Raw genomic sequence first — 22,260 nt, forward strand, 5'->3', positions numbered from 1 at the left:
ACACTAAGAAGTCACCAAGTCGCACAAAGGTAAAATAAATCAATTTTCTCTGTGAAACTTTGAGTTAACTTTGTGATTCTTTGTGTTTACTTAGTGGTACTTTGTGAAATAATTCTTTCTCTTTTTAGCTGTTATTACAAAGAGTTACACTAAGAAGTCACCAAGTCGCACAAAGGTAAAATAAATCAATTTTCTCTGTGAAACTTTGTGTTTACTTAGTGGTACTTTGTGGAATAAAAATTACAACGTGTTGCAAAAAGGTACTTTGAACATCATCGACCACTTTGTTAATAATAATTTGTGAAGAGGGATTTATCCCGTCTAAAAAATACAAAGAACAATTTTTCTGCGAAAGTAATCAAATCTTATACTTTTTTAATCTTTTTAAGATTAGAAATACTCGCATTTAAATCAAAACCAATCAGGATGACCATAGCCACAAAGTAAATCCAGAGCATTATAATAATCAGGGTTCCAATCGAACCATAAAGCGTATTGTATTTTGAAAAGTTTTCGATATAATAATTAAACCCGATAGCCAATAAGATTATCAGGAGCGTTGAAAGTGTTGCACCGGCTGAGATGAAACGAAATTTTTGTTTTTTCGACGGCCCTAAATAATATAAGAATGATATGGCAAAAAAGAAAATAATAATGGTAATAAACCATCTGGAAATTTGTAAGGTCAGTACTTTAAACCCACTTTTGATCCAATCCAGTTCAACAAAATAATTGATGAGCGAATCTCCGCAGATCAGAAACGCAATTCCTAAAATGACAAGAGATGACAGGATCAAAACCAGAAAAACAGAGATCAATTGTTGCTTAAAAAATGAGCGGGTGGCAATGGTATGATAAGTTTGATTGAAAGCATCGATAAGACTGTTCACACCGGTAGTTGAAAAAAACAGGGCCAAAAAAAATCCGAATGAAAGCAATCCGCCCCTGGGTCGGGTTATAATATCATTGGCAGTACCAATCACCAATTCATGTGTTGAAATGGGAAGAATATCTTCAAGCAATTTAAATAAAGTGTCATCAAAATTTGGGATGGGTAAGTAAGGAATGATTGTGAAAAAAAATAGTATAGACGGGAACAAAGCAATAAAAAAATTAAAAGCTACTGCAGAAGCTCTGAGATTAATGCTCCCTTTAAGTAAACCCTTAAAATAGAACCTAAGTACCCGGCTAAATGGGATACCGTCAAAGCCCGGAATTACAAACTCCAGGGCAATTCCCCTCAATCTATGAATCTGATCAATTAACTTCATTCTTTGATTGCTTTCAGGCTCAAATCAAGGCTTTTAATATGGTGGGTCAATGCCCCTACAGAAATAAAATTGACTCCTGTTTCTGCAAATGATCTTATGTTTTCAATGGTTATTCCGCCTGAAGCTTCAGTTTCAAATCGGCCATTTATTTGTACTAACGCCTTTTTCATATCTTCGGGAGTGAAATTATCAAGCATGATCCGATCAATGCCCCCATGGCCAAGAACCTGTTGGAGTTCGTTAAAATCACGGACCTCAATTTCAATTTTTAAATCTTTCGATTTGGCTTTTAAGTATTTGTGACAAGCTTCAATTGCTTTAACGATCCCACCTGCAAAATCAATATGATTATCTTTAATCATGATCATGTCGTAGAGACCCATGCGATGATTTTCTCCACCGCCTAACCTGACGGCTTCCTTCTCTAAAATCCTTAAATTTGGCGTGGTTTTCCGTGTATCAATTATTTGGGCATTTGTTCCTTTAATAACTTGAACAATTCTGCTTGTAGCAGTTGCTATACCACTCATACGTTGCATAAAATTTAACGCCAATCGTTCTGCCGATAAAATTGAAATTGACTTTCCGCTTACGGTAAAAATTTTGTCTCCGACATTAATAGGATCCCCATCATTTTTTTCAGGAATAAAAACGAGTTTCTCATCAACCGTTTTAAAAACTTTTTCGGCAATAGATATTCCTGCAATAATTCCTTCTTCTTTGGCGATCAGGACTGCTTTTCCCAAGGCTTGATCAGGAATTGTAGCCAAAGAAGTATGATCTCCATCCCGGATATCTTCAATTAAGGCATTTTTTATAATAGTATCAATAGTCATGCTATGGTTTGATTTCTAGGATCTGAATTTTCTGGATTAAGAAAGACGTTCCTACTCTCTTTATTTCAACAAAAAAATTTAATGACTGCTTTTCTGATTTATATTCGATAATTGAATAGTATTCGTTTTGATTTTTAGATTGATTTTTAATGAATTTTATTTCTTTTGCAGGTTTATCTTTAAAAAATTGGTCAAGAATTTTTCGTGCCTGTGTTTTGCTGTATTTACCATTCGCACTTGGGATATTCAAAATGATTGAATTTTCGCAATAGTCATAGATGGTTTTGGTGTCGGCAATCTTGATCGCATTGGTTATTGCATTGAGCTCGGTTGTCTGGCCATATAGATCAGAAACCCCCAATAATAAGGTAATGATTAACAAGAAGGATTTAATCGTTTTCATAATAATGAATATTATTTTAAATGAATTGATTAAAAAATAATCAGGCCCATTCTAGTCCAATAATGATACCGTAATTTGTTAAAAACAAAACTTTGAACAAAATTAACAAATTACTAAAAATAATTGCTATTTTGGTGGCTATGGTTTTGTATTTTTGTCAAATTGAAATTTCCGATCATGAAACATCTGAATCGTATTACAATAATTAGCTTGTTTATTGCAGGCCTGACAATAGTCGCATGTAATAATCCAGTGTCTCAAAAAAGCGATGAAAAAACTCCTGAAGAAGCTGCAAAAGAGGCACCTAAGGATGAAGCCTTGAAGGAGCAATCAGAGAGTTTTGATAAATCGATAGATAATCTTAACGATGCCATGGATATGGCCAGGGTCTTAAATGAAAAAATTCAGATTGTGGAAAAACAATTTGAAACCGGGCAGATTAATCGTGAAAAAGCGGATCAGTTAATAAATGACCTTAATCAAAGATATTCAAAAGCTACCGGGGAAAATGAAGAAAACTCAATCGGAACATTTCCAGCCTGGCTTACCGACTTGAATATTACGGAACCCCAAGGGTTAACATATAATGCCTCGGATTCATATCTTACCAAAGAAGAGAATCTGCAGGACGGTTTTAATTCGGCCTTATTTATTTATAACGGAACATATCAGCAGGCAATGGCGGAGGCTAAAAGAATTGCTGAACAAGCAAATATTCCGTTAAGCGAGTCGTATCAAAAAGCAAAAGATTTGTCTGAACAACTGGGTAAGGAGATCGAAGGGGTTGAAGGAGTGGCTTATATCAATTATAAGTTTGGAGATGAAAGCTTTGATGGAAGGTATAAAATATCTTTAAGTGTTGATAAATCGGGTAAACTTGCCATCCATGTGGTTGATGAGCAAATGAAAAATGCACGTAAAGAAGCATCCGGATTGCCAAAAAATTAAATGAGATGAATATTATTGTCACAGGGGCCAGCAAGGGTGTCGGATTTCAGACGGTATTAAGATTGAATGACAATCCCGGGAATAAACTAGTTGCTATCGCTCGAAATGGTGACCTTTTAGCTAAATTGAAAAATTCAGCTAGATACCCTGAAAACATTCAAATTGTTCCATTCGATTTAAAGGATTTTTTTCTTTATAAATCCGAATTATTGAAAAATATATTAAGGGCAATCGAAAATGTGGATGTATTAATTAACAATGCCGGTTTATTAATAAATAAAAGCTTCGATTCCCAGTCGGAAGAAGATTTTAATCTTCAGATGGAGATAAATTTTAAAGTACCTTTTATGCTTACCCAATTACTTCTTCCTTATTTTAATACGAATGCGCATGTGCTAAATATTAGCAGCATGGGAAGTGTTCAGGGGAGTGCCAAATTCCAGGGGCTTTCAATATACAGTTCAAGTAAAGCGGCATTAGCTGTTTTAACTGAATGTCTGGCAGAAGAGCTTAAAGATAAGGGGATCAAATCAAATTGTCTGGCTTTAGGAGCAACACAAACAGAAATGCTGGCTGAAGCGTTTCCCGGTTACATCGCACCAATAAGTGCTGCAGATATGGGCAGGTATGTTGCTGACTTTGCGATATCAGGCCATAAATATTTTAATGGAAAAATTCTGCCTGTGGCTTTAACAACTCCTTAAATTTTATTGAATGAGTGCGACTAAAAATATAATAGAACATCCGGGAAGGATTGATAAAATAGAGAACGATAAGATTACCGTTACGATTCTGTCACAATCGGCATGCTCAACCTGTCATTCAAAATCGATGTGTACTGTTTCCGAAATGGAAGAGAAAACCATTGAAATTAAAAATTATGAAGAATTAGGGTATAAGGTGGGCGAACAAATTACGGTCTACATGAAAAAATCATTAGGTACCTGGGCCGTTATGTTTGGCTACTTATTCCCATTTTTGCTTGTGATATTTTCATTAATTACCCTCATCTTGATCACCGGTAAGGAAGGATTATCAGGTTTAATATCTTTAGGGCTTTTACTTCCTTATTATTTTGGGCTTCACAAGTTAAAAGATAAGTTTAGTCGTACCTTCGAATTTAGCATAAAATCTTTTGAATCATAAACTTTAACCGTATTTAAACACCCTGATAGCGAATATACCAATCCAACATAAGGGTTTTAGTCATTCAGTTCTCGCATCAGATTCCCCCTGACCAAGCCTTGGTTAAGTCCTGACCAAGTCCTGGTTAAGTCCTGACCAAGTCCTAGTTAAGTCCTGACCAAGTCCTAGTTAAGTCCTAACTAAGTCCTAGTTAAGTCCTAAGATTATGGGATCAGAACATTGTTTAAAATTATAAATGCATGATAAAATATTTTGTTAATTAAATGCTTTCTAAATTACTGATTTTACGACAATTTAGATAATTTCTAAACAAAATCAGAAGAACATCAATATCAGAGCCTTTCAAGGGTTTGAATACGATATGTTATTTCTTATATGTCGTAAGTATCAGATAATCAGAAATATGAATATGTTTTCAAAATAGTTGAAAACATATCAATGTTTCATATTTGTTTCTAATTTTGCATCGCGTTAAGATTCAACCTGATTGACCAGAATCAAATTAATAAAAAAGGAGCAAACGTGAACGATATTATCATTTATGCAGTCATATTCCTCGGTGTTGTAGGTGCTGCATCTGCAGTAATTTTATATTTCATCGCACAGAAATTCAAGGTAATCGAGGATCCCAAAATTGATGAAGTAGAAGGTGCGTTACCTGCCGCAAATTGTGGGGGATGCGGATTTCCGGGTTGTCGTGGGTTTTCCGAGGCCTTGGTAAAATCGGTTAATGAAAAACAATCGATTGAAGGTTTAAGTTGCCCGGTAGGAGGCAATGATGTAATGGCTAAGGTTGCCGCAATTTTAGGGATTGTTGCCGAAGAAAAAGAACCACAAATCGCAGTTATCAGATGCTCCGGTTCAAAGGAAAATGCACCTAAAAAGATCAATTATGACGGTCCTGCCACTTGTGCCTTCGCTCATAATTTATCTTCGGGTGAGAGTGGATGCCCATATGGTTGCTTAGGTTGTGGCGATTGTGTTGCCGCCTGTAAGTTTGATGCAATCTATATGGATGAGGTAACCGGTTTGCCCGTTGTTAAAGACAATTGTGTTGCCTGTGGAGCTTGTGTTATTGCATGTCCTCGAAATATAATCGAGTTACGAAATAAAGGTAAAAAGGACCGAAGGATTTTTGTTTCATGTATGAATGAAGAAAAAGGCGGTATTGCTAAAAAGAATTGCAGTGTTGCCTGTATCGGATGCAGCAAATGTTTTAAGGTTTGTCCTTTCGAAGCCATTACCATGAACAATAATTTAGCTTATATCGACTACGAAAAATGTAAGCTATGCAGAAAGTGTGTGCCAGAATGCCCCACAAATGCAATTCATGAACTAAACTTTCCCCCTCGTAAGGAGAAAATAGTTGAGGGCGAAAGTAATGTTGAACCAAAAATTGAAGTTAACAAAGATCAATCACTAGATACAAAAGAGTAATTCTCTTAACTTGAAAATACTGGAGGATAAAGATTTTGAAAACATTTAAAATTGGGGGCGTTCATCCGCCCGAAAATAAATTATCAACTGACAGGCCGATCGAAGTTTTAGCGATTCCTGCTCAGGTTATCATCCCATTATCGCAAAGTCTTGGCGCACCTTCTGTTCCTGTTGTGAATAAAGGGGATGCTGTTAAAGTAGGTCAGTTAATTGCCAAAGGGGAAGCCTTTATTTCATCAAATATTCATTCTTCCGTTTCAGGAAAAGTGCTTAAGATTGATGAAGCCATGGATCAGAGCGGATACCGAAGACAAGCCATATTTATTACCGTTGAAGGTGACGAATGGATGGAGGCTATCGATCGATCTGCTGAACTCAAAAAGGAAATTACGCTTTCAAAAGAAGAAATCGTTAGTAAGGTCAAAGAACTTGGAATCGTGGGCCTTGGCGGGGCGACTTTCCCATCGCATGTTAAGTTGATGGTTCCAACAGGAAAGAAAGCTGAAGTCTTGGTTTTAAACGGTGTTGAATGCGAACCTTATCTTACAGCCGATCATCGCCTGATGCTGGAAAAAGGGGAGGAGTTGATGATTGGGATTAAAATTCTGATGAAAGGTCTTGATGTAAAGCGCGCCATTATTGGTATTGAAAATAATAAATTGGATGCCATCGGGCATCTCAAAAATATAGCAAAAGATTTTGATGGGATAGAAGTTGAAGCTCTAAAAGTACAATATCCCCAAGGTGGTGAAAAGCAGTTGATTGATGCAGTTCTTCGCCGACAGGTGCCGTCAGGGAAACTTCCAATAGAAGTAGGAGCTGTTGTTCATAATGTTGGAACTGCCTTTGCTGTTTACGAAGCGGTTCAAAAAAATAAGCCATTATTCGAAAGGGTTGTTACCGTGACCGGTAAAAATGTGAAGAATCCGGGCAATTTTATGGTACGTGTTGGTACTTCCATAAACGAATTAATTGAAAAAGCCGGTGGTTTGCCCGAAGATACGGGAAAAATTGTGAGTGGCGGGCCCATGATGGGTAAAGCACTTAATTCTGTTGATGTTCCTGTTGTGAAAGGAACTTCCGGGGTTTTATTATTTAAAGAAAAAGAGGCCAGACGCGTTGACCCAACCAATTGTATTCGTTGTGGAAAATGTATTACCGTCTGTCCGATGGGATTGGAGCCCGTATTGCTTGCTCAATATGCAGAGCTTGAAATGTGGGAAAACGTAGAAGTTGAGCGTGCCTTGGATTGTATCGAGTGTGGATCATGCCAGTACACTTGTCCGGCAGGTAGGCCATTACTTGATTATATCAGGCTTGGAAAATTCAGGGTAGGTCAAATCATTAGAAACAGAAGTAAAAAATAAGATATGAATTTACTGACGTTATCAGGATCTCCGCACGTACACGGAGATAGTTCAACAAAAAAAATCATGTATGGCGTTGTTATAGCCATGATTCCTGCAATGCTTGTTTCCATTTATTTCTTTGGACTGGATGCAATTCGGGTTACTTTAATTTCGGTGATGGCCTGTCTCATCGTTGAGTGGGCGATCCAGAAATACTTGATTAAGGGGCCTGTTACCATTACAGATGGTTCGGCGATTGTGACAGGTATTTTACTGGCTTTTAACGTACCAAGTAATTTACCCTTAGGAATTATTTTAATTGGAGCTTTTGTTTCAATCGGGATCGCAAAAATGTCGTTTGGTGGTTTGGGGAAAAATCCTTTTAACCCTGCTCTTGTTGGTAGGGTATTTTTGTTAATCTCATTTCCAGTACAAATGACATCCTGGCCAAAACCTGCTGCATTATTCAGTGGAATAGCCGATGCTGTCACCGGACCAACCCCTTTAGGGCATTTAAAAGAGGCTGTGAAAGCTGGCAGAACGGTACAGGATGTTCTGGAAAATGGTTCAAGCTGGGTTATGGATGGGGTTAGTTATTCTTATAAAATCCCGGGATATGTTGATCAGTTGATGGGTAATATGGGCGGTTCTCTGGGTGAGGTATCAGCCATTGCGTTAATATTGGGGGGTATTTATATGCTTTACCGTAAAATTATAACCTGGCATATCCCAACAGCTTACATCGGATCAGTAGTGATATTTAGTGGGATTCTTTGGATGATTAATCCTGATATTTATGTGAACCCCGGATTTCATCTGGTAGCAGGAGGATTAATGTTAGGCGCGATTTTTATGGCAACGGATATGGTATCATCGCCCATGTCGTGGAAAGGGCAATTAATTTTTGGGTTAGGTTGTGGAGTGCTCACGGTTATTATCCGGATTTGGGGAGCATATCCCGAAGGCGTTTCCTTTGCTATCCTTATCATGAATGCTTTCGTTCCGCTAATTAACCGAGGTATTAAACCTAAAAGATTTGGGGAGGTAGTTAAAAATGTCAAGTAAAAAAGAATCTTCATTTAAAAATATGCTGATTACATTGCTCGTAATCACTGTCGTTGCAGGATTAGCACTTGGAGGAGTGTACAATGTTACAAAGGAACCAATTGCTCTTGCAAAAAAGGCTAAAGCCGAAGCAGCTATTAAAGCTGTAATCCCGGAATTTGATACCCTTCAGGTTTATAAAGTGGCCCTGGAAGATGGAACCGACTCGTTGGTTTTTAATCAGGGGTACAAAGATGGACAATTGGTTGGAACGGCCATTGAGACTTTCTCAAAAAATGGTTACGACCCAACACCGATCAGAGTTATGGTTGGATTTTCTGCTACCGGTGAAATCATTAATTCAGAGGTAATTGAGCAAAAAGAAACTCCCGGATTGGGCAGCAAAATGGCATCGGATAAGTTTAAAAATCAGTTCAATGGTAAAAATCCGACCGACTTTATGCTTAAAGTTAAAAAGGATGGTGGAAATGTTGATGCCATCACTGCTGCAACCATTAGTTCAAGGGCATATTGCGAGGCACTTCAAAAGGCTCATAGTACTTATCTTAAAGATGGAGGATCGAAATAATGAATCAGGTAGCTAATTTTACAAAAGGGCTTCTTAAAGAAAATCCAGTATTTGTTTTACTGTTGGGGATGTGCCCGACTTTAGGGGTTACTTCAACGGCAGTGAACGGACTTGGTATGGGTTTAGCAACCACCTTTGTTCTGGTTTGTTCAAATATTGTGGTGTCGTTGGTTAAAAATCAAATTCCTGATAAAGTACGGATCCCATCATTTATCGTAATAATTGCTTCTTTCGTGACCATCGTTGAACTAAGTATGCAGGCCTTCGTTCCTGCTTTGTTTGAGTCATTAGGTTTATTTATCCCTTTGATTGTTGTGAACTGCATTGTATTAGGAAGAGCTGAAGGTTTTGCTTCAAAAAACAATGTGTTCTCATCAACATTGGATGGATTGGGAATGGGATTAGGTTTTGCTTTGGCATTGACAATTCTGGGGTCGGTTCGTGAAATACTTGGAAATGGTTCATTCTTCGGAATGAGATTTATGGAAGGGGATGCTATTTTGATTTTTGTACTGGCACCGGGTGCATTTATCGTTTTGGGTTATCTGATAGCCCTGATTAATAAACTAAGAAAAACAGCTTAATCTATTCGTTATGGAATATATTCTCATATTAATAAGTGCCATATTCGTAAGTAATATTGTACTGAGCCAGTTTCTGGGCATCTGCCCGTTTTTAGGTGTTTCAGGCAAAGTATCCACTTCAATTGGAATGGGTGCGGCGGTATTATTCGTAATGACTATTGCTACCATAGTAACCTGGCTGATCCAGCATTATATCCTCATTCCATTTGGGATCACCTTTTTACAAACCATATTCTTTATTCTTGTCATTGCTGCTTTGGTGCAGATGGTTGAACTTATTTTGAAGAAAGTAAGTCCTCCTTTATATCAGGCATTGGGAATATTCCTGCCATTAATCACCACTAATTGCGCTGTTTTAGGGATAGCCATTCAAACCGTTGCAAAAGACTTTGCTTTGCTTCCGGGGGTCGTTTTTGCCATTGCCAATGCAATTGGATTTTCACTGGCTATGATCATTTTTGCCGGTATTCGAGAGCATTTGGTATTGATGAAGGTTCCTTCCGGAATGAAAGGTGTTCCTATTGCCTTAGTAACAGCCGGGATTCTCGCCATGGCATTTATGGGATTTTCTGGATTGGTTTAATTATTTTCGATTTTTTATTTTTTATTGATTATTGGGAACTTTTGATTGTCAATTTTCGATTTTCGATTTTTGATTGAAGAAAATTTCTCATGCTGAACTTGACTGCCGGAATGCAGTTTTATTTCAGCATCTATTTTTTAATTATGTTTGTAATGACGATCAATAGTTAGTAAATTGTCTTTGTCAAATTCTTGGTTAATTAGCATTATTCAATAATAAATAATCATTCAAAAATCATTCGTACCTTTATTAATCATTAATTAATAAAAAATAATCAATCATCAATGTATCAGCCCATCATCGAAATCGATAACATTCCTGTTTACCAGAAAAACATTTTAATTCTGAGCAATGTAAGTTTTCAGATTTTTCCCGGGGAGCATGTGTATTTAATCGGGCGAACAGGAAGTGGGAAAAGTAGTTTGTTGAAAACTTTGTATGCCGATATTCCTGTTATGGATGGCCATGCGATTGTTGCCGGATATGATTTGCGAAAGTTAAAAAACAAGGAAGTCCCTTATTTAAGAAGAAAATTAGGAATTATTTTTCAGGATTTTCAACTGTTGATGGATCGTTCGGTAAACGAAAATCTGATCTTTTTGATGAAAGCCAGTGGCTGGAAGGACAAACGGGAAATGCAGGATCAATTGCAGGATGTATTAGTGAAAGTTGGATTGGGAACCAAAGGTTTTAAAATGCCGAATCAGTTATCTGGCGGAGAGCAGCAGCGCGTTGCAATAGCAAGGGCTCTAATCAATAATCCTGAGGTGATCATAGCCGATGAACCCACCGGAAATCTCGATCCGGAAACTTCATTCGGGATTGTTCGCTTACTCAAAGAAATTAGTGAATCGGGAAAATCAGTCTTAATGGCAACCCATAATTATTCCCTGATAGAAAAATATCCTTCGCGCATTTTGAAATGTGAAGACGGGAGAGTTTATTCCTCAACCTAAAAGACCAATAATTATTTCAGCATTTTTTTTGTTCGAATATATGATTGGGAGGTGTTTCATCCGCTCATCTATAAGAAGCTTAGAAAATTCCTGATCCTTTATCTTCTTAATCAAGCCTAAGATTTCTATAGGTTTTTCAGCCGTAAGGCAGAGGATATGAAGCCGGCTTCCATCCAGCATTTTTTCATTTGCAATACAAAACCTGCCATAATTAAGGGCATACAAAAGCTTTAATTTCAATCCTGTCGATTGAAACGTGAACATTAAATTCATTTGTGCATCTTGGATTAACTTTATCAGTTCCTGGTTGTCCGGGTTTTTGATGATGCTGATATGCGGATATTTCGAGACCAAGTTGATCAATTGTTTGTCGGGATTAAACCCGGCAATTTTCAATGGATAATTCGTTTTGCTAAAAACTTTCTTTATTAAAAATCGAACGGCTTTTGCATTTTCTGCAATGCTCAAATTCCCATGATATAAAGCATAATCGCCTTTACCCGGGATAATTCCGGGTTCATCGCCGGGATAAAAACCGGGCAATAAAATTACCTTATGAGTGGTGAAAATATCCTGTAAATAATATTTATCCTTATCGGTAATCGCGAGAATAATATTCGCGTGCCTGATAATAGGTTGGTAAGATTTTAACTTAATACTTTCACAAAGAAAATAAGGTTTTTCAAATAATTTCCGGCTTGCCCAAAACAGTTGAAAATAATAATGATGCTCGATGTTGCAAGGACGGAATATCTTTAATCTTTTCGCAAGTTGGGGATGGTTTAAGAGTGAAGTGGTATGTATTCCTTCAAATAAAATGGGATAATCATTTTTTAACAGGTTCTCAAGCAGTAGCTGCGATTCACGGCTTTTTACGATATAGGGTTTAAGACTAAAAAATGATTTCCACCCCGTTGTTCTGGGATAATAATTTATTGTATCGCAAAGCTTATTCAGTTCATCGCCGGGTGTTAATTCATTTTTATAAAAGCAATGCAAATGGATTTTAACACCCCGATCATGAAGGGCTTTTATTTTGTAATACACGTCAATTACACCCCCGTAATTTGCTGGAAACGGGATATCAAAAGAAATGATATTTAGGTGCTTATCCGGCATATTTGTCAAATATACGAATCAATTGTGATTTTTCATTTTCCCAATTAAGTTCTTTTGAAGCTTTTAAGGTATTGGTTTTGTATTTCTTAAGTTGGTCTACATCTTTAAGCATTGAATTTATTCGATCAGCAATATGCTCCGGGTCATGATTCTCGATGCATTCTCCGATTTCATATTTTTCAACGATGCATTTAATTTCGACCAGTGGAGAACAAAGAACCGGGATTCCGGCATGGATATAATCAAAAATTTTATTTGGCAAACTATAACGGTAATTAAGGTTGGTGTCTTTATCGATACTGATGCCCAAATTTGCATGTCGGGTAAACTGTTGAAGTTTTTCGAGCGATTGTTTGGGAATGAATTTGATTTTTTCTTGTAGATTAAGGGTATTTACCTTTTGTTTTATCAAAGGAATAACATCTCCATCACCGATGAGGATAAGTATTGCCTCATCAACAAAAATCATAGCTTCGATAAGTTCCTCGATGCCACGGTCGATGTTTAAACCTGATCCCTGAATTAAAATTATTTTTTGATTTTCGGGCAGTCCTAAATCTTTTTTTGAAAGATGGAAGGAGGTTTTATGGTTCATGGGAATATTTCGAACTACACTTGCCTTAATTCCATATTCTTCTTCAAACAATAGGGCTATTGATGAATTAACAGTAATTATTTCTTTTAATTTGGGCAGAATAAAGCGCTCAATGTTTTTCCAAATTTTTTTTACAGTCTTTCTATTTGCAAGTTCCGGGGTTTCAGTAAAATATTCGTGACTGTCGAAAACAATCGGAATCCTTTTTAGTTTATGGATGATGAAATTGGGAAGAAGGGTATCCAGATCGTTTGAGAACAGCACATCAGCCGAACGAAACAGCAAAAGAAAAAAAAGCCGGAGATTGTATTCTGCATAAAAAAACGGGCCCTTTTCAATAAGCAACCTCATTCGATGGGTTTTGTAATCTCTTGGAGCTAGCCTTAAACTGTTGCTTTTATGACGACCAACTAAAATGACCTCAAAACCCATTTGATGCATGGTTAGGCAACTGCGGTGCACACGCTGATCGGTAACCAAATCATTAATCACTGAAACGATTATTTTTTTCATTCCCTGGGTTTGACAGGCTAATTTAAGATTTATTCGTGAAACTAATTTTTTATAATCCGCCAGTTGGCGGAGCAATAAAAAATCTAAGTGAAACGAAGGGATGGCGTCCCAAAATTTTAGGGATGCCATCCCTTCATGTTTTTGAAATGATTAGGTAGCCGAATTTCAATCCAAATGGATTATCTTTGGCTTAACAAAATTGACCATGAATATTTTATCCAGCTTTTCTATAAAAAACTTAAATACCTTTCAAATTGATTGTAAAGCAAAATATTTTGTAGAAGTTGGATCACAACCTGAGATCCAGGAATTGAAATTGCTGGAAATATTCAGGAATGAGAATGTATTCATTTTGGGTGGTGGAAGCAATGTTTTATTTACAAAAGATTTTGATGGACTAATTATTCATCCTGTTTTTAAAGGGATTGAAGTTGATGCTGAAAGCTCAGAGCTCATTATCCTGAAAATTGGAGCAGGAGAAATTTGGGAAGAATTGGTTGATTTTACAGTAAAAAATGGTTGGTCGGGCATTGAAAATCTTGCTGCCATTCCCGGAAGTGTTGGTGCAGCTCCTATTCAGAATATCGGGGCTTATGGGGTTGAATTAAAAGATGTTTTTGAATCATTGACTGCAATTGATTTACAAGATGGGAGCATCGTAACATTTAAGAGAGAGGAATGTAACTTTGCATATAGGAATAGTATTTTTAAATCAGAGTTTAAAAATAGATTCTTAATTATGGACGTTTCTCTGCGTTTAAACAAAAATGCAAAGCCAAATATTGAATACGAAGCACTCAGTATGTTCCTTGAAAATGAGCATCTTGATCCTGGTCTTGAAAATGTATACAGGGCGATTATTAACATCCGTGCTTCAAAATTACCTGATCCAAAACAAATTGGTAATGTTGGTAGTTTTTATAAAAATCCGGTTGTTGAACATGATAAATTTGCCGAATTGAATTCTAAATTTCCGGAAATAAAATATTTCCCTCAACCAAAAGGTGCCTCGAAATTAGCAGCAGCCTGGCTGATTGAATCGTGCGGTTGGAAAGGAAAAAGAATCGGACAAGTTGGGGTTCACGATAAACAGGCGTTGGTTTTGGTAAACCATGGTGGAGGTGATGGTAGTCAAATTCTATCGTTGTCAAATTTAATTATTGAGAGCGTAAATCAAAAATTTGGAATTCAACTTGAACCTGAAGTAAATATTCTCTGAGAATTCAGCTTCTTTTTGAAATCAGGACGGATTAGCTTATATTTGTTACTGACAGCAATAATGGGTATAGTAAAATGAGGAATATATATTTATTCATCCGAAATAATCTGGAAGTTAGTTTTTGGATTTTCGCTATCATTTTGCTTGCATTTTCTAATCCCCATGAAAAACATTACAGTTTATGTTTATTTGATCAGATGGGATTTCAATATTGCCCAGGATGTGGCATTGGCCATTCAATTTCTTATTTTTTTCATGGAAAGATAACCGCATCTTTTCAGGCTCATCCATTAGGGATGATTGCTACTGTAATCATTCTGTATCGAATTTTTCAATTAACAATTCTTAAAAAAACAAACCCTTATAAAATTTCGAACCATGGCTAATATTCTTCAATTTATGCCCGAACTTACCGGATTTGAGCTCCAGTATGTTCAATCAATAACCGCTGATTATGACGAAGCAAAACTTTTAAAGTTTGCTAATATTTATCGTTCACGTCGCAAAGATCCTCAATTAATTTTATTAACCACTTTGCTTGGATTTGTAGTTTTAGCTGGTGTACAGCGATTCATTTTAGGGCAAATAGGAATGGGCATTCTTTATTTATTTACCGGAGGACTTTGTTTGATTGGGACAATTGTTGACTTGGTCAATTACCAGGATTTGGCATTTCAATATAATCAAAGAATGGCCAATGAGGTTAAAATGTATATGAATTAGGCTTCAAGCTCCATTGCTCCGATTAAGTCTTTGACATCAGCAATTTTGTTTTCAATACAATATTTTTCTATGCCTTCAAGAATTTTAATGGAGATTTGTGGATCAATAAAATTTGCGGTTCCGATTTGTATAGCTGATGATCCGGCCAAGAAGAATTCGATAGCATCATCCGTATTCATGATTCCGCCCATGCCTATAATTGGAATTTTTACTGCATTATAAACCTGCCAAACCATCCTGATTGCGATGGGTTTAATGGCTGGTCCTGATAATCCTCCTGTTATGGTTGAAAGAATTGGTCTTCGTGTTTTAGGATTGATGGCCATTCCCAGAAGGGTATTAATTAAAGAGATTGAATCAGCACCGGCACCCTCAACTCCTTTTGCAATCTCAGTAATATCTGTTACGTTTGGAGAGAGTTTAACAATTAAAGTTTTTTTGTAGGCATTACGAATTGCCTTGGTAACTGCAATGGCCGACGGGCAACTAATCCCAAATGCCATTCCGCCTTCTTTTACGTTTGGACAGGAAATATTTAATTCGATGGCTTTGATCCCCTCAATTTCATTCAGTTTTTCAGCAACTTCAATATAATCCTCAACGGTTGAACCGTTAATATTTGGAATGATTTGGGTGTCGTATTTTTTTATTCGTGGATAAATTGTGTTGATGAAGTAATCTATCCCTTTATTTTGAAGACCTACAGCATTAAGCATCCCGGAAGGAGTTTCTGCCATACGAGGGTAAGCATTTCCTTCGCGGTTTTTTAAGGTCAGCCCTTTAACAAAAATCCCACCCAAAAGGTTTAAGTCAATAAAATCCTCAAATTCTTCTCCAAAACCAAAAGTCCCGGATGCCGTTGTCACCGGATTTTTAAGTTCTAAATCGTGTATTTTAACGGATAAATCTACCATTTCAAATCATCTACGTTGAAAACGGGGCCTTCGGTGCAAACACATTTATTTCCTTCTTTGGTCTCAGTAACACAGCAAAGGCATACTCCAAAACCGCAAGCCATCATGTTTTCCAAAGAAACTTCGCAAGGGATTCGGTGAAATTGAGCAATATTCCCAATGGCTTTCATCATTGGATCAGGGCCACAAGTATAAATTTTTGAAAATTCAGAAATTTGATTGAAAATGCTATGATCTGTAACTCGTCCTTTTTCACCAAGGCTGCCATCTTCAGTTGTAAAATTAACTGATCCATATTTCTTGAAATCTTCGATCAGGTGAATGTCTTCTGAAGTTCTTCCGCCAAGCAGGTAGCTAATTTTTGCCCCTGATTCTTTCAATTCTTTTCCTAATAATAGCAGCGGTGCAATACCCGATCCACCTCCAATTACCAAAACTTTTCCGGATTGTTTAGTGTCATAGCTATTTCCAAGGGGGTAGATGATATTGACAATTTCATCTTTTTTAAGTTCTTGCAATAAGGCTGTGCCTTTACCAATAATTTTGATGAAGAAACTGATGAGTTTTTTATCATAATCGACATTATAAACAGACAATGGTCTTCTTAAAAATACATCAGCACTGCGATCAACCCTAACCTCCGCGAAATTACCAGCGGCAATAGTTTCAGGTATTTCCGGACATTTTAATTCAAGAATGTAAGTGTCTTTGTTCAGATTTTTGATGTTGTGAACAGTACAATCTTGTATTTTCTTCATTTTCTAAAATTAAAAAAAATCCGTCAACCGACGGATTTCAATTTATTCTACTATTTTTTTCTTCTTCTTCTCTGGTTTTGAAGTTTCTGAATCATCAGCAGTTTTTTCCGGCTTTACCTCTTCAGTTTCTTCCTCAAAGTTTAACATTTCTTTCTCGGCCAGTAAATTATACCATTGTATTACTTTCTTAATGTCTGAAATATAAACCCGTTCACTGTCATAGTCCGGCACAACTTCCTCAAATACTTTTTTAAGGGTTTCATTATCGGATTTATGACTGATGCTCGCTTTGCCTTCGTATTTATCGAAAAAACTTTTAAATATGTCTTTCAAAGGAATGTCTTCAGTTTGCGAAAAAATGCTTATTTCCTCAAGTGAGCTCATTCGTTCGTTTGAGAAAGCAGTGAATTTCTTCCCGTCAACCAATGATTCTACAATTATTCCGTTCTTGGCCTGAGTCGCAACCTTATATAGTCCCGGCTTTCCTGTAATAGATAAAATTTTGCTTAAATCCATATATTAAATTTTGTGCAAAAATAGCAATAATTCTTCAATATGATTAAGTCTAAATAATTGTATTGTGTTTTTTAAGCTGATTTTATAGAAACATCGGAAATATTGAATTTTGTGCATATAAAACATACCAACTTTGATAAATTATAGACCAACAGAAATGAAAAAAATGTTGGGATTAATGCAAATGTTGTATTTTAGTCTTTAAATGAAATAACTTTTTTTAGCAATTTAAACGAAATAAAAATGTCTGGAAAATCCTTGTTAATTACTGTGTTTATCTTCGTTTCAAGCATGTTTATTGTTTGTTCGGTAAACGGACAAAATATAACCAAGCCCGAAGAATATCTGGGGTTTAAGCCCGGAGCCGATTTTCATCTTGCTAATTATGAGCAAGCTATTGGGTATTTTGAAAAAATTGCCGGTCAAACAAATCGAATGCAAATATTTGATATGGGCGAAACTTCCGAAGGAAGACGCATGAAGTATGCAATAATTTCTTCGGAAGAGAATATGGCAAATTTGGAAAAGTATCGGTTAATTAATGAAAAATTAACCATGAGTAGGGGCATCAGTAAGGCTGAGGCCGAAAAACTTGCCGAAGAAGGCAAGGCCATTGTTTGGATTGATTGCGGATTACATGCAACAGAAACATCTCCGGCTCAACATGCCTTGCAATTAGCATATGATATAGTAACCGGTGAAGATCAGAAAACAAAATCGATAAGGCAAAATGTAATTTTTCTTTTGGTTTTCGCTAATCCTGATGGTTTGACCATGGTTGCCGATTGGTACATGAAAAATGTCGGTACAAAATATGAAAAAGCCCGATTGCCTGAATTGTATCAAAAATATGCAGGTCATGATAATAACAGGGATTCATATATCGCCAATTTAAAGGAAATTCAAAATATGAACAGGGTTACCTGTCAAATCTGGTTTCCCGAAATTTTATATAATTTACACGAAACAGCTCCATTTCCGGCTCGTATTTGGTTGCCTCCCGAATCAGAACCGATGAACCCCAATGTTCATCCAATTATTGTAAGATGGAAAAACCTGATAGGTAGTGCTATGGGAAAATCTTTTGCTGAAGAAGAGAAACCGGGAGCTATTTCACGGGTAAATTTTGATAGTTGGTATCCCGGTTATGCTACCCAATTTGTTGATGGACATAATATTCCTTCCATACTTACAGAAACTGCGAACTTCGGATTTGCAACACCTAATTTTTATTCATTAAGCGATTTCCCTGAAGGTTTCAGGGATTTAACTCCTGGTGTCTTTTATCCTGATCCGTGGGAAGGTGGATGGTGGCGACTTGGCGATGCCGTTGCCTATAATTTAACTGCATCAAAAGCAGTGCTCGAAACTGCCTCTAAATACAAAAATGAGCTTTTGTATAACAAATGGAAAATGGCTTCGGATGTAATTCAAAAATTCCAAACCGAACCACCTTATGGCTGGATCATTCCCGCAGAGCAAAGAGATGAAAATTCCACTGCTTTAATGATCAATCGTTTTATTTTGAATGGAATAGAAATCTACACTGCTGAGAAGGCATTCGAGCATAACGGGATCAAATATTCAAAAGGATCGTACATCATCCCAACATCACAACCTTTCGGGTATTTCGTTAAAAATATTATGGAACTTCAGAAATATCCTGATTTGAAAAAATATTCACATCTATGGCAAGGGGTTGTTGGAACAGTAAAAACAACTAAGGATCCCATCCGTTCGTATGATGCGGCCGGTTGGACACTTCCTCTGCAAATGGGCGTAAAATACAAGGAAATAAGCAAACCGCTTGAAGTTAAAAAAACTAAGATCACTGAAGCTACAGCAACGAAAGGAAGCATAAAACAGAGTGGAACTCATTATGTTTTATCGCGTGCTGATAACGGAAGTTTTATAGCAGTAAATAGAATTTTAAAAGCAGGTGGAAAAGTTGGTTATGCACAAAAAGCATTTTCGCTGGGAGGGACAAATTATGAAGCAGGAACTTTTGTCATTGAGTCCGGTTCAATTTCTGCCCAAAAGATAAAAGATATTGTTTCTGAAACTAGTGTGAAACTTGTTGGCGGTGCAGTGCCGGTGGGCATAACTGCGTACAAAAAAGCAAGAGTGGCTTTGTACAAAAGCTATCGCGCAAGCATGGATGAGGGTTGGATTTCATTGATATTAGACAGATTTGAATTTGATTACCATCAATTACTCGATGCTGAAGTAATTGCAGGAGAACTTAATGATCGTTTTGATGTAATCATCCTGCCTGATATGAGAGAAAATGCGCTTGTTGAGGGTATGCCGAGAATGTCAACATTACCTGATTTTGTTGGTGGTATCACAAATCAAGGTGCAGATAACCTAAAAACTTTTGTAAAAAATGGGGGTGTTTTGATTTGTAATAGCAGTTCTGCCGATTTTGCGATCAAGCAATTTGAGATTCCCATTACAAGCGCTATTAAAGGCCTCAACCCAACTGATTTTAATTGTCCCGGATCAATTCTAAAGATGAATTACAATACCAGTCATAAAACAGCTTTCGGAATGACAGCGAATGGTGTTGCTTATGTTGAAGGAGATGCCACTTATATCATGGTTCCCGACACGATCCGTTCAGGAAGTGACATTGGAAAGGTACCTGCTTCGGCCGAGCCTGAGCAACGAAAGGATGCTAAAGGACCTTATAAGCTTGTTGAAAAGGAAATGAAATATCATGTTATTGCTTCTTATCCTGATGAATCTTTACTCTTAAGTGGGATGATTTTTGGCGAGGAACTTATTAAAAAGAAAGCTACAATTTTGGATGTGCCTGTTGATAAAGGAAATATTATTCTATTCGGATTTAATTTCCATAACAGGGCCCAATCCTATGCTTTGTTTAAACTTTTGTTTAATAATTTGTACAAATAGAAGATAGACCAAAAAATGAAACTCCTCTAAAGCATCAGTCTTTAGAGGAGTTTTTGTTTTATCCATATCTTAATTTTAAAACATCAGATCATTTTGTAGTTTTTATATTCACAAATTCTCCATCTCCTTATATGTTCAAAGCGATGCAATAGTTTTGATGCAAAACTGAAATTTTCACGCTCAGGGTTAGAGTTTAGCTTCCAGTTCATTTTATTTACCATTTTCCGGATAAAACGAGGATCTCTTCCTTTAAATTTTTTTTAAAGAATCGATACATAGTAGTCGAATTCATCACAAATGGCAATATTTAAGTGATCGCTTCAACAATTGGATAATCCAGTTTAATGGCATTCCGAATAATACTAAATCCACTAACTTTCATTAAAAATCGGATTACATTTTAAATACTCCCCTGTAATTATGAGGAGTAATGGCACGCAGTTCTGTTTTAATCTTTTCAGAAACTTCGAGTTGATCGATGAACGATCGAATCGTTTCTCGGTCAATTCCTTTATTTGTGCGCGTTAAATCTTTAAGGGCTTCATATGGATTTGGATAATCTTCGCGACGAAGAATTGTTTGGATTGCTTCAGCAACAACAGCCCAATTATTTTCTAAATCAGCATCAATTTTATTTTGGTTTAAAATCAACTTGTTTAATCCTCTTAAAGTTGATTTAATTGCGATGATCAGATAAGCAATCGGTAAACCGACATTTCGTGTAACTGTGGAGTCGGTAAGGTCACGTTGCAATCGTGAAATTGGCAGTTTTGCAGATAAATGTTCACAAAGCGCATTCGCGATACCGATGTTCCCTTCTGCATTTTCAAAATCGATGGGGTTTACTTTGTGGGGCATTGCCGAAGAACCAATCTCTCCTTCCTTAATTTTTTGTTTGAAATAATCGAATGAAATGTAGGTCCAAATGTCGCGGTTCAAATCGATTAATATATTCCCAATTCTTTTTAAATTATCAAAATAAGCAGCCAGATTATCATAATGTTCAATCTGTGTGGTCGTTTGCAAACGAGTCAAACCTAATTTATCCTTTAAGAAATCATTGCTGAATTTAATCCAATCAATTTTGGGATAGGCAACATAATGGGCATTTAAATTTCCGGTTGCTCCTCCAAATTTCCCGTTAACAGGGATGTTCTCAAAATGTTTCCTTTGTCCCTGTAATCGTTCATGAAAAACATAAATTTCTTTACCCAGGCTGGTAGGGGAGGCGGGCTGACCATGTGTTCTGGCAAGCATGGTTACATCTTCCCACGAAGTTGCCATTTCCAATATTTTAGATTCAAGTTCATCAAAAACGGGCATTAAAATATCATGATGCGCATCTTTCATTGAACAAGGAATAGCTGTATTGTTAATGTCTTGTGAGGTAAGTCCAAAGTGGATGAATTCTTTAAATTCCGAAAGTCCCAATCGATCAAACTCTTCTTTCAAATAATATTCAACAGCCTTAACATCATGATTGGTTATCTTCTCAATTGCTTTAATCCTTCCAGCTTCTGATTCATTAAAATTTTGAAAAAGCTCTCGTAGAACATCAAAATTCTTATGATCAAAACTTTTGAGCTGAGGTAATGGAAGCTCACATAGTGCAATAAAATATTCAATTTCCACAAAAACGCGGTACTTTATCAAGGCCGCTTCTGAGAAATAACTTTCCAGTCCAATAGTGGCAGTTCTGTATCGTCCGTCGATAGGAGATATGGCAGTTAATGAAGTTAATTCCATAATTTATTTTTTGATATTCAAAAATACGAAAGAATGGGGTAATAATATCGATTAACTAACAAAATGTCGCATATTTCGTTTTACTCAATTTGATC

The 22,260-nt window shown here is 36.6% G+C and carries 23 protein-coding genes; 14 read left to right on the top strand and 9 right to left on the bottom strand.

The window, feature by feature from the left end:
* Positions 1-365 precede the first annotated feature (365 nt).
* From KKG99_09095 to KKG99_09105, 3 genes are read right to left on the bottom strand one after another with little or no spacing between them, the layout of a single operon-like run.
* Positions 366-1,271: a YihY/virulence factor BrkB family protein gene (locus KKG99_09095; protein ID MBU1013151.1), complete on the bottom strand. Its 906-nt coding sequence runs from the start codon at positions 1,269-1,271 to the stop codon at positions 366-368.
* Complete coding sequence (nadC, locus tag KKG99_09100) at positions 1,268-2,107, bottom strand: carboxylating nicotinate-nucleotide diphosphorylase (GenBank protein MBU1013152.1); 840 nt, start codon at positions 2,105-2,107, stop codon at positions 1,268-1,270. The genes KKG99_09095 and nadC overlap by 4 nt, the downstream gene beginning before the upstream one ends.
* 1 nt (position 2,108) lies before the next feature.
* Positions 2,109-2,510, bottom strand: coding sequence for a DUF4783 domain-containing protein (locus tag KKG99_09105; protein ID MBU1013153.1), 402 nt, complete (start codon positions 2,508-2,510; stop codon positions 2,109-2,111).
* 177 nt (positions 2,511-2,687) lie between these two features.
* Between KKG99_09105 and KKG99_09110 the strand changes: the two genes are divergently transcribed.
* From KKG99_09110 to KKG99_09155, 10 genes are all read left to right on the top strand, one after another.
* Positions 2,688-3,458, top strand: a complete 771-nt coding sequence (locus KKG99_09110) for a hypothetical protein (protein ID MBU1013154.1) — start codon at positions 2,688-2,690, stop codon at positions 3,456-3,458.
* A gap of 5 nt (positions 3,459-3,463) precedes the next feature.
* A complete protein-coding gene (locus tag KKG99_09115; GenBank protein ID MBU1013155.1) occupies positions 3,464-4,162 on the top strand; it encodes an SDR family oxidoreductase in 699 nt (232 codons plus the stop codon).
* Positions 4,163-4,172: 10 nt separating this feature from the next.
* On the top strand, positions 4,173-4,604 hold the full coding sequence (locus KKG99_09120) for a SoxR reducing system RseC family protein (GenBank protein MBU1013156.1): 432 nt from the start codon (positions 4,173-4,175) through the stop codon (positions 4,602-4,604).
* 531 nt (positions 4,605-5,135) lie between these two features.
* A complete protein-coding gene (locus tag KKG99_09125; GenBank protein MBU1013157.1) occupies positions 5,136-6,041 on the top strand; it encodes an RnfABCDGE type electron transport complex subunit B in 906 nt (301 codons plus the stop codon).
* 32 nt (positions 6,042-6,073) lie between these two features.
* On the top strand, positions 6,074-7,408 hold the full coding sequence (gene rsxC, locus KKG99_09130) for an electron transport complex subunit RsxC (protein MBU1013158.1): 1,335 nt from the start codon (positions 6,074-6,076) through the stop codon (positions 7,406-7,408).
* A 3-nt stretch (positions 7,409-7,411) separates the two neighbouring features.
* Positions 7,412-8,455, top strand: a complete 1,044-nt coding sequence (locus tag KKG99_09135) for an RnfABCDGE type electron transport complex subunit D (GenBank protein MBU1013159.1) — start codon at positions 7,412-7,414, stop codon at positions 8,453-8,455.
* A complete protein-coding gene (locus KKG99_09140) occupies positions 8,445-9,023 on the top strand; it encodes an RnfABCDGE type electron transport complex subunit G (GenBank protein ID MBU1013160.1) in 579 nt (192 codons plus the stop codon). The genes KKG99_09135 and KKG99_09140 overlap by 11 nt, the downstream gene beginning before the upstream one ends.
* On the top strand, positions 9,023-9,607 hold the full coding sequence (locus KKG99_09145; GenBank protein MBU1013161.1) for an electron transport complex subunit E: 585 nt from the start codon (positions 9,023-9,025) through the stop codon (positions 9,605-9,607). The genes KKG99_09140 and KKG99_09145 overlap by 1 nt, the downstream gene beginning before the upstream one ends.
* A 10-nt stretch (positions 9,608-9,617) precedes the next feature.
* Entirely contained in the window at positions 9,618-10,190 is a 573-nt protein-coding gene (rsxA, locus tag KKG99_09150; GenBank protein ID MBU1013162.1) for an electron transport complex subunit RsxA, read from the top strand.
* Between the two features lie 284 nt (positions 10,191-10,474).
* Positions 10,475-11,146 (top strand): ATP-binding cassette domain-containing protein, encoded by a 672-nt coding sequence (locus KKG99_09155; GenBank protein MBU1013163.1) that lies wholly within the window; start codon positions 10,475-10,477, stop codon positions 11,144-11,146.
* Here the strand turns inward: KKG99_09155 and KKG99_09160 are convergent.
* Positions 11,138-12,265, bottom strand: coding sequence for a glycosyltransferase family 1 protein (locus KKG99_09160; GenBank protein ID MBU1013164.1), 1,128 nt, complete (start codon positions 12,263-12,265; stop codon positions 11,138-11,140). The genes KKG99_09155 and KKG99_09160 overlap by 9 nt on opposite strands.
* A complete protein-coding gene (locus KKG99_09165) occupies positions 12,255-13,502 on the bottom strand; it encodes a glycosyltransferase (GenBank protein MBU1013165.1) in 1,248 nt (415 codons plus the stop codon). Before KKG99_09165 ends, KKG99_09160 begins: the two co-directional genes overlap by 11 nt.
* A gap of 76 nt (positions 13,503-13,578) precedes the next feature.
* Here KKG99_09165 and murB point away from each other — a divergent pair, with 76 nt between their 5' ends.
* From murB to KKG99_09180, 3 genes are all read left to right on the top strand, one after another.
* On the top strand, positions 13,579-14,592 hold the full coding sequence (murB, locus tag KKG99_09170; GenBank protein ID MBU1013166.1) for a UDP-N-acetylmuramate dehydrogenase: 1,014 nt from the start codon (positions 13,579-13,581) through the stop codon (positions 14,590-14,592).
* A 74-nt stretch (positions 14,593-14,666) separates the two neighbouring features.
* Positions 14,667-14,978 carry a DUF2752 domain-containing protein gene (locus tag KKG99_09175; protein MBU1013167.1) on the top strand — a complete coding sequence of 104 codons (312 nt, stop codon included), beginning with the start codon at positions 14,667-14,669 and terminating at the stop codon, positions 14,976-14,978.
* Positions 14,971-15,315: a TM2 domain-containing protein gene (locus tag KKG99_09180; protein MBU1013168.1), complete on the top strand. Its 345-nt coding sequence runs from the start codon at positions 14,971-14,973 to the stop codon at positions 15,313-15,315. The genes KKG99_09175 and KKG99_09180 overlap by 8 nt, the downstream gene beginning before the upstream one ends.
* Here the strand turns inward: KKG99_09180 and KKG99_09185 are convergent.
* From KKG99_09185 to KKG99_09195, 3 genes are read right to left on the bottom strand one after another with little or no spacing between them, the layout of a single operon-like run.
* Positions 15,312-16,229, bottom strand: a complete 918-nt coding sequence (locus tag KKG99_09185) for a dihydroorotate dehydrogenase (GenBank protein MBU1013169.1) — start codon at positions 16,227-16,229, stop codon at positions 15,312-15,314. The two genes, KKG99_09180 and KKG99_09185, sit on opposite strands and share 4 nt — an antisense overlap.
* Positions 16,223-16,987 carry a dihydroorotate dehydrogenase electron transfer subunit gene (locus KKG99_09190; GenBank protein ID MBU1013170.1) on the bottom strand — a complete coding sequence of 255 codons (765 nt, stop codon included), beginning with the start codon at positions 16,985-16,987 and terminating at the stop codon, positions 16,223-16,225. Before KKG99_09190 ends, KKG99_09185 begins: the two co-directional genes overlap by 7 nt.
* 42 nt (positions 16,988-17,029) lie before the next feature.
* Positions 17,030-17,503: a DUF5606 domain-containing protein gene (locus KKG99_09195; protein ID MBU1013171.1), complete on the bottom strand. Its 474-nt coding sequence runs from the start codon at positions 17,501-17,503 to the stop codon at positions 17,030-17,032.
* Between the two features lie 243 nt (positions 17,504-17,746).
* On the opposite strand from KKG99_09195, the gene KKG99_09200 reads away from it, so the two are divergent.
* Positions 17,747-20,419, top strand: a complete 2,673-nt coding sequence (locus tag KKG99_09200; GenBank protein ID MBU1013172.1) for a hypothetical protein — start codon at positions 17,747-17,749, stop codon at positions 20,417-20,419.
* Positions 20,420-20,812: 393 nt separating this feature from the next.
* Here the strand turns inward: KKG99_09200 and purB are convergent, their stop codons facing one another.
* On the bottom strand, positions 20,813-22,165 hold the full coding sequence (gene purB, locus KKG99_09205) for an adenylosuccinate lyase (GenBank protein MBU1013173.1): 1,353 nt from the start codon (positions 22,163-22,165) through the stop codon (positions 20,813-20,815).
* Positions 22,166-22,260 lie beyond the last annotated feature (95 nt).

The sequence above is a fragment of the Bacteroidota bacterium genome (assembly GCA_018816945.1).
Classification (GTDB): domain Bacteria; phylum Bacteroidota; class Bacteroidia; order Bacteroidales.

Excerpts from the sequence above, each read along its gene's own strand:
- KKG99_09095 (MBU1013151.1), bottom strand. The coding sequence starts at position 1,271 with ATGAAGTTAATTGATCAGATTCATAGATTGAGGGGAATTGCCCTGGAG.
- nadC (MBU1013152.1), bottom strand. The coding sequence starts at position 2,107 with ATGACTATTGATACTATTATAAAAAATGCCTTAATTGAAGATATCCGG.
- KKG99_09105 (MBU1013153.1), bottom strand. The coding sequence starts at position 2,510 with ATGAAAACGATTAAATCCTTCTTGTTAATCATTACCTTATTATTGGGG.
- KKG99_09110 (MBU1013154.1), top strand. The coding sequence starts at position 2,688 with ATGAAACATCTGAATCGTATTACAATAATTAGCTTGTTTATTGCAGGC.
- KKG99_09115 (MBU1013155.1), top strand. The coding sequence starts at position 3,464 with ATGAATATTATTGTCACAGGGGCCAGCAAGGGTGTCGGATTTCAGACG.
- KKG99_09120 (MBU1013156.1), top strand. The coding sequence starts at position 4,173 with ATGAGTGCGACTAAAAATATAATAGAACATCCGGGAAGGATTGATAAA.
- KKG99_09135 (MBU1013159.1), top strand. The coding sequence starts at position 7,412 with ATGAATTTACTGACGTTATCAGGATCTCCGCACGTACACGGAGATAGT.
- KKG99_09140 (MBU1013160.1), top strand. The coding sequence starts at position 8,445 with ATGTCAAGTAAAAAAGAATCTTCATTTAAAAATATGCTGATTACATTG.
- KKG99_09145 (MBU1013161.1), top strand. The coding sequence starts at position 9,023 with ATGAATCAGGTAGCTAATTTTACAAAAGGGCTTCTTAAAGAAAATCCA.
- rsxA (MBU1013162.1), top strand. The coding sequence starts at position 9,618 with ATGGAATATATTCTCATATTAATAAGTGCCATATTCGTAAGTAATATT.
- KKG99_09155 (MBU1013163.1), top strand. The coding sequence starts at position 10,475 with ATGTATCAGCCCATCATCGAAATCGATAACATTCCTGTTTACCAGAAA.
- KKG99_09160 (MBU1013164.1), bottom strand. The coding sequence starts at position 12,265 with ATGCCGGATAAGCACCTAAATATCATTTCTTTTGATATCCCGTTTCCA.
- KKG99_09165 (MBU1013165.1), bottom strand. The coding sequence starts at position 13,502 with ATGGCATCCCTAAAATTTTGGGACGCCATCCCTTCGTTTCACTTAGAT.
- murB (MBU1013166.1), top strand. The coding sequence starts at position 13,579 with ATGAATATTTTATCCAGCTTTTCTATAAAAAACTTAAATACCTTTCAA.
- KKG99_09175 (MBU1013167.1), top strand. The coding sequence starts at position 14,667 with ATGAGGAATATATATTTATTCATCCGAAATAATCTGGAAGTTAGTTTT.
- KKG99_09180 (MBU1013168.1), top strand. The coding sequence starts at position 14,971 with ATGGCTAATATTCTTCAATTTATGCCCGAACTTACCGGATTTGAGCTC.
- KKG99_09185 (MBU1013169.1), bottom strand. The coding sequence starts at position 16,229 with ATGGTAGATTTATCCGTTAAAATACACGATTTAGAACTTAAAAATCCG.
- KKG99_09190 (MBU1013170.1), bottom strand. The coding sequence starts at position 16,987 with ATGAAGAAAATACAAGATTGTACTGTTCACAACATCAAAAATCTGAAC.
- KKG99_09195 (MBU1013171.1), bottom strand. The coding sequence starts at position 17,503 with ATGGATTTAAGCAAAATTTTATCTATTACAGGAAAGCCGGGACTATAT.
- KKG99_09200 (MBU1013172.1), top strand. The coding sequence starts at position 17,747 with ATGTCTGGAAAATCCTTGTTAATTACTGTGTTTATCTTCGTTTCAAGC.
- purB (MBU1013173.1), bottom strand. The coding sequence starts at position 22,165 with ATGGAATTAACTTCATTAACTGCCATATCTCCTATCGACGGACGATAC.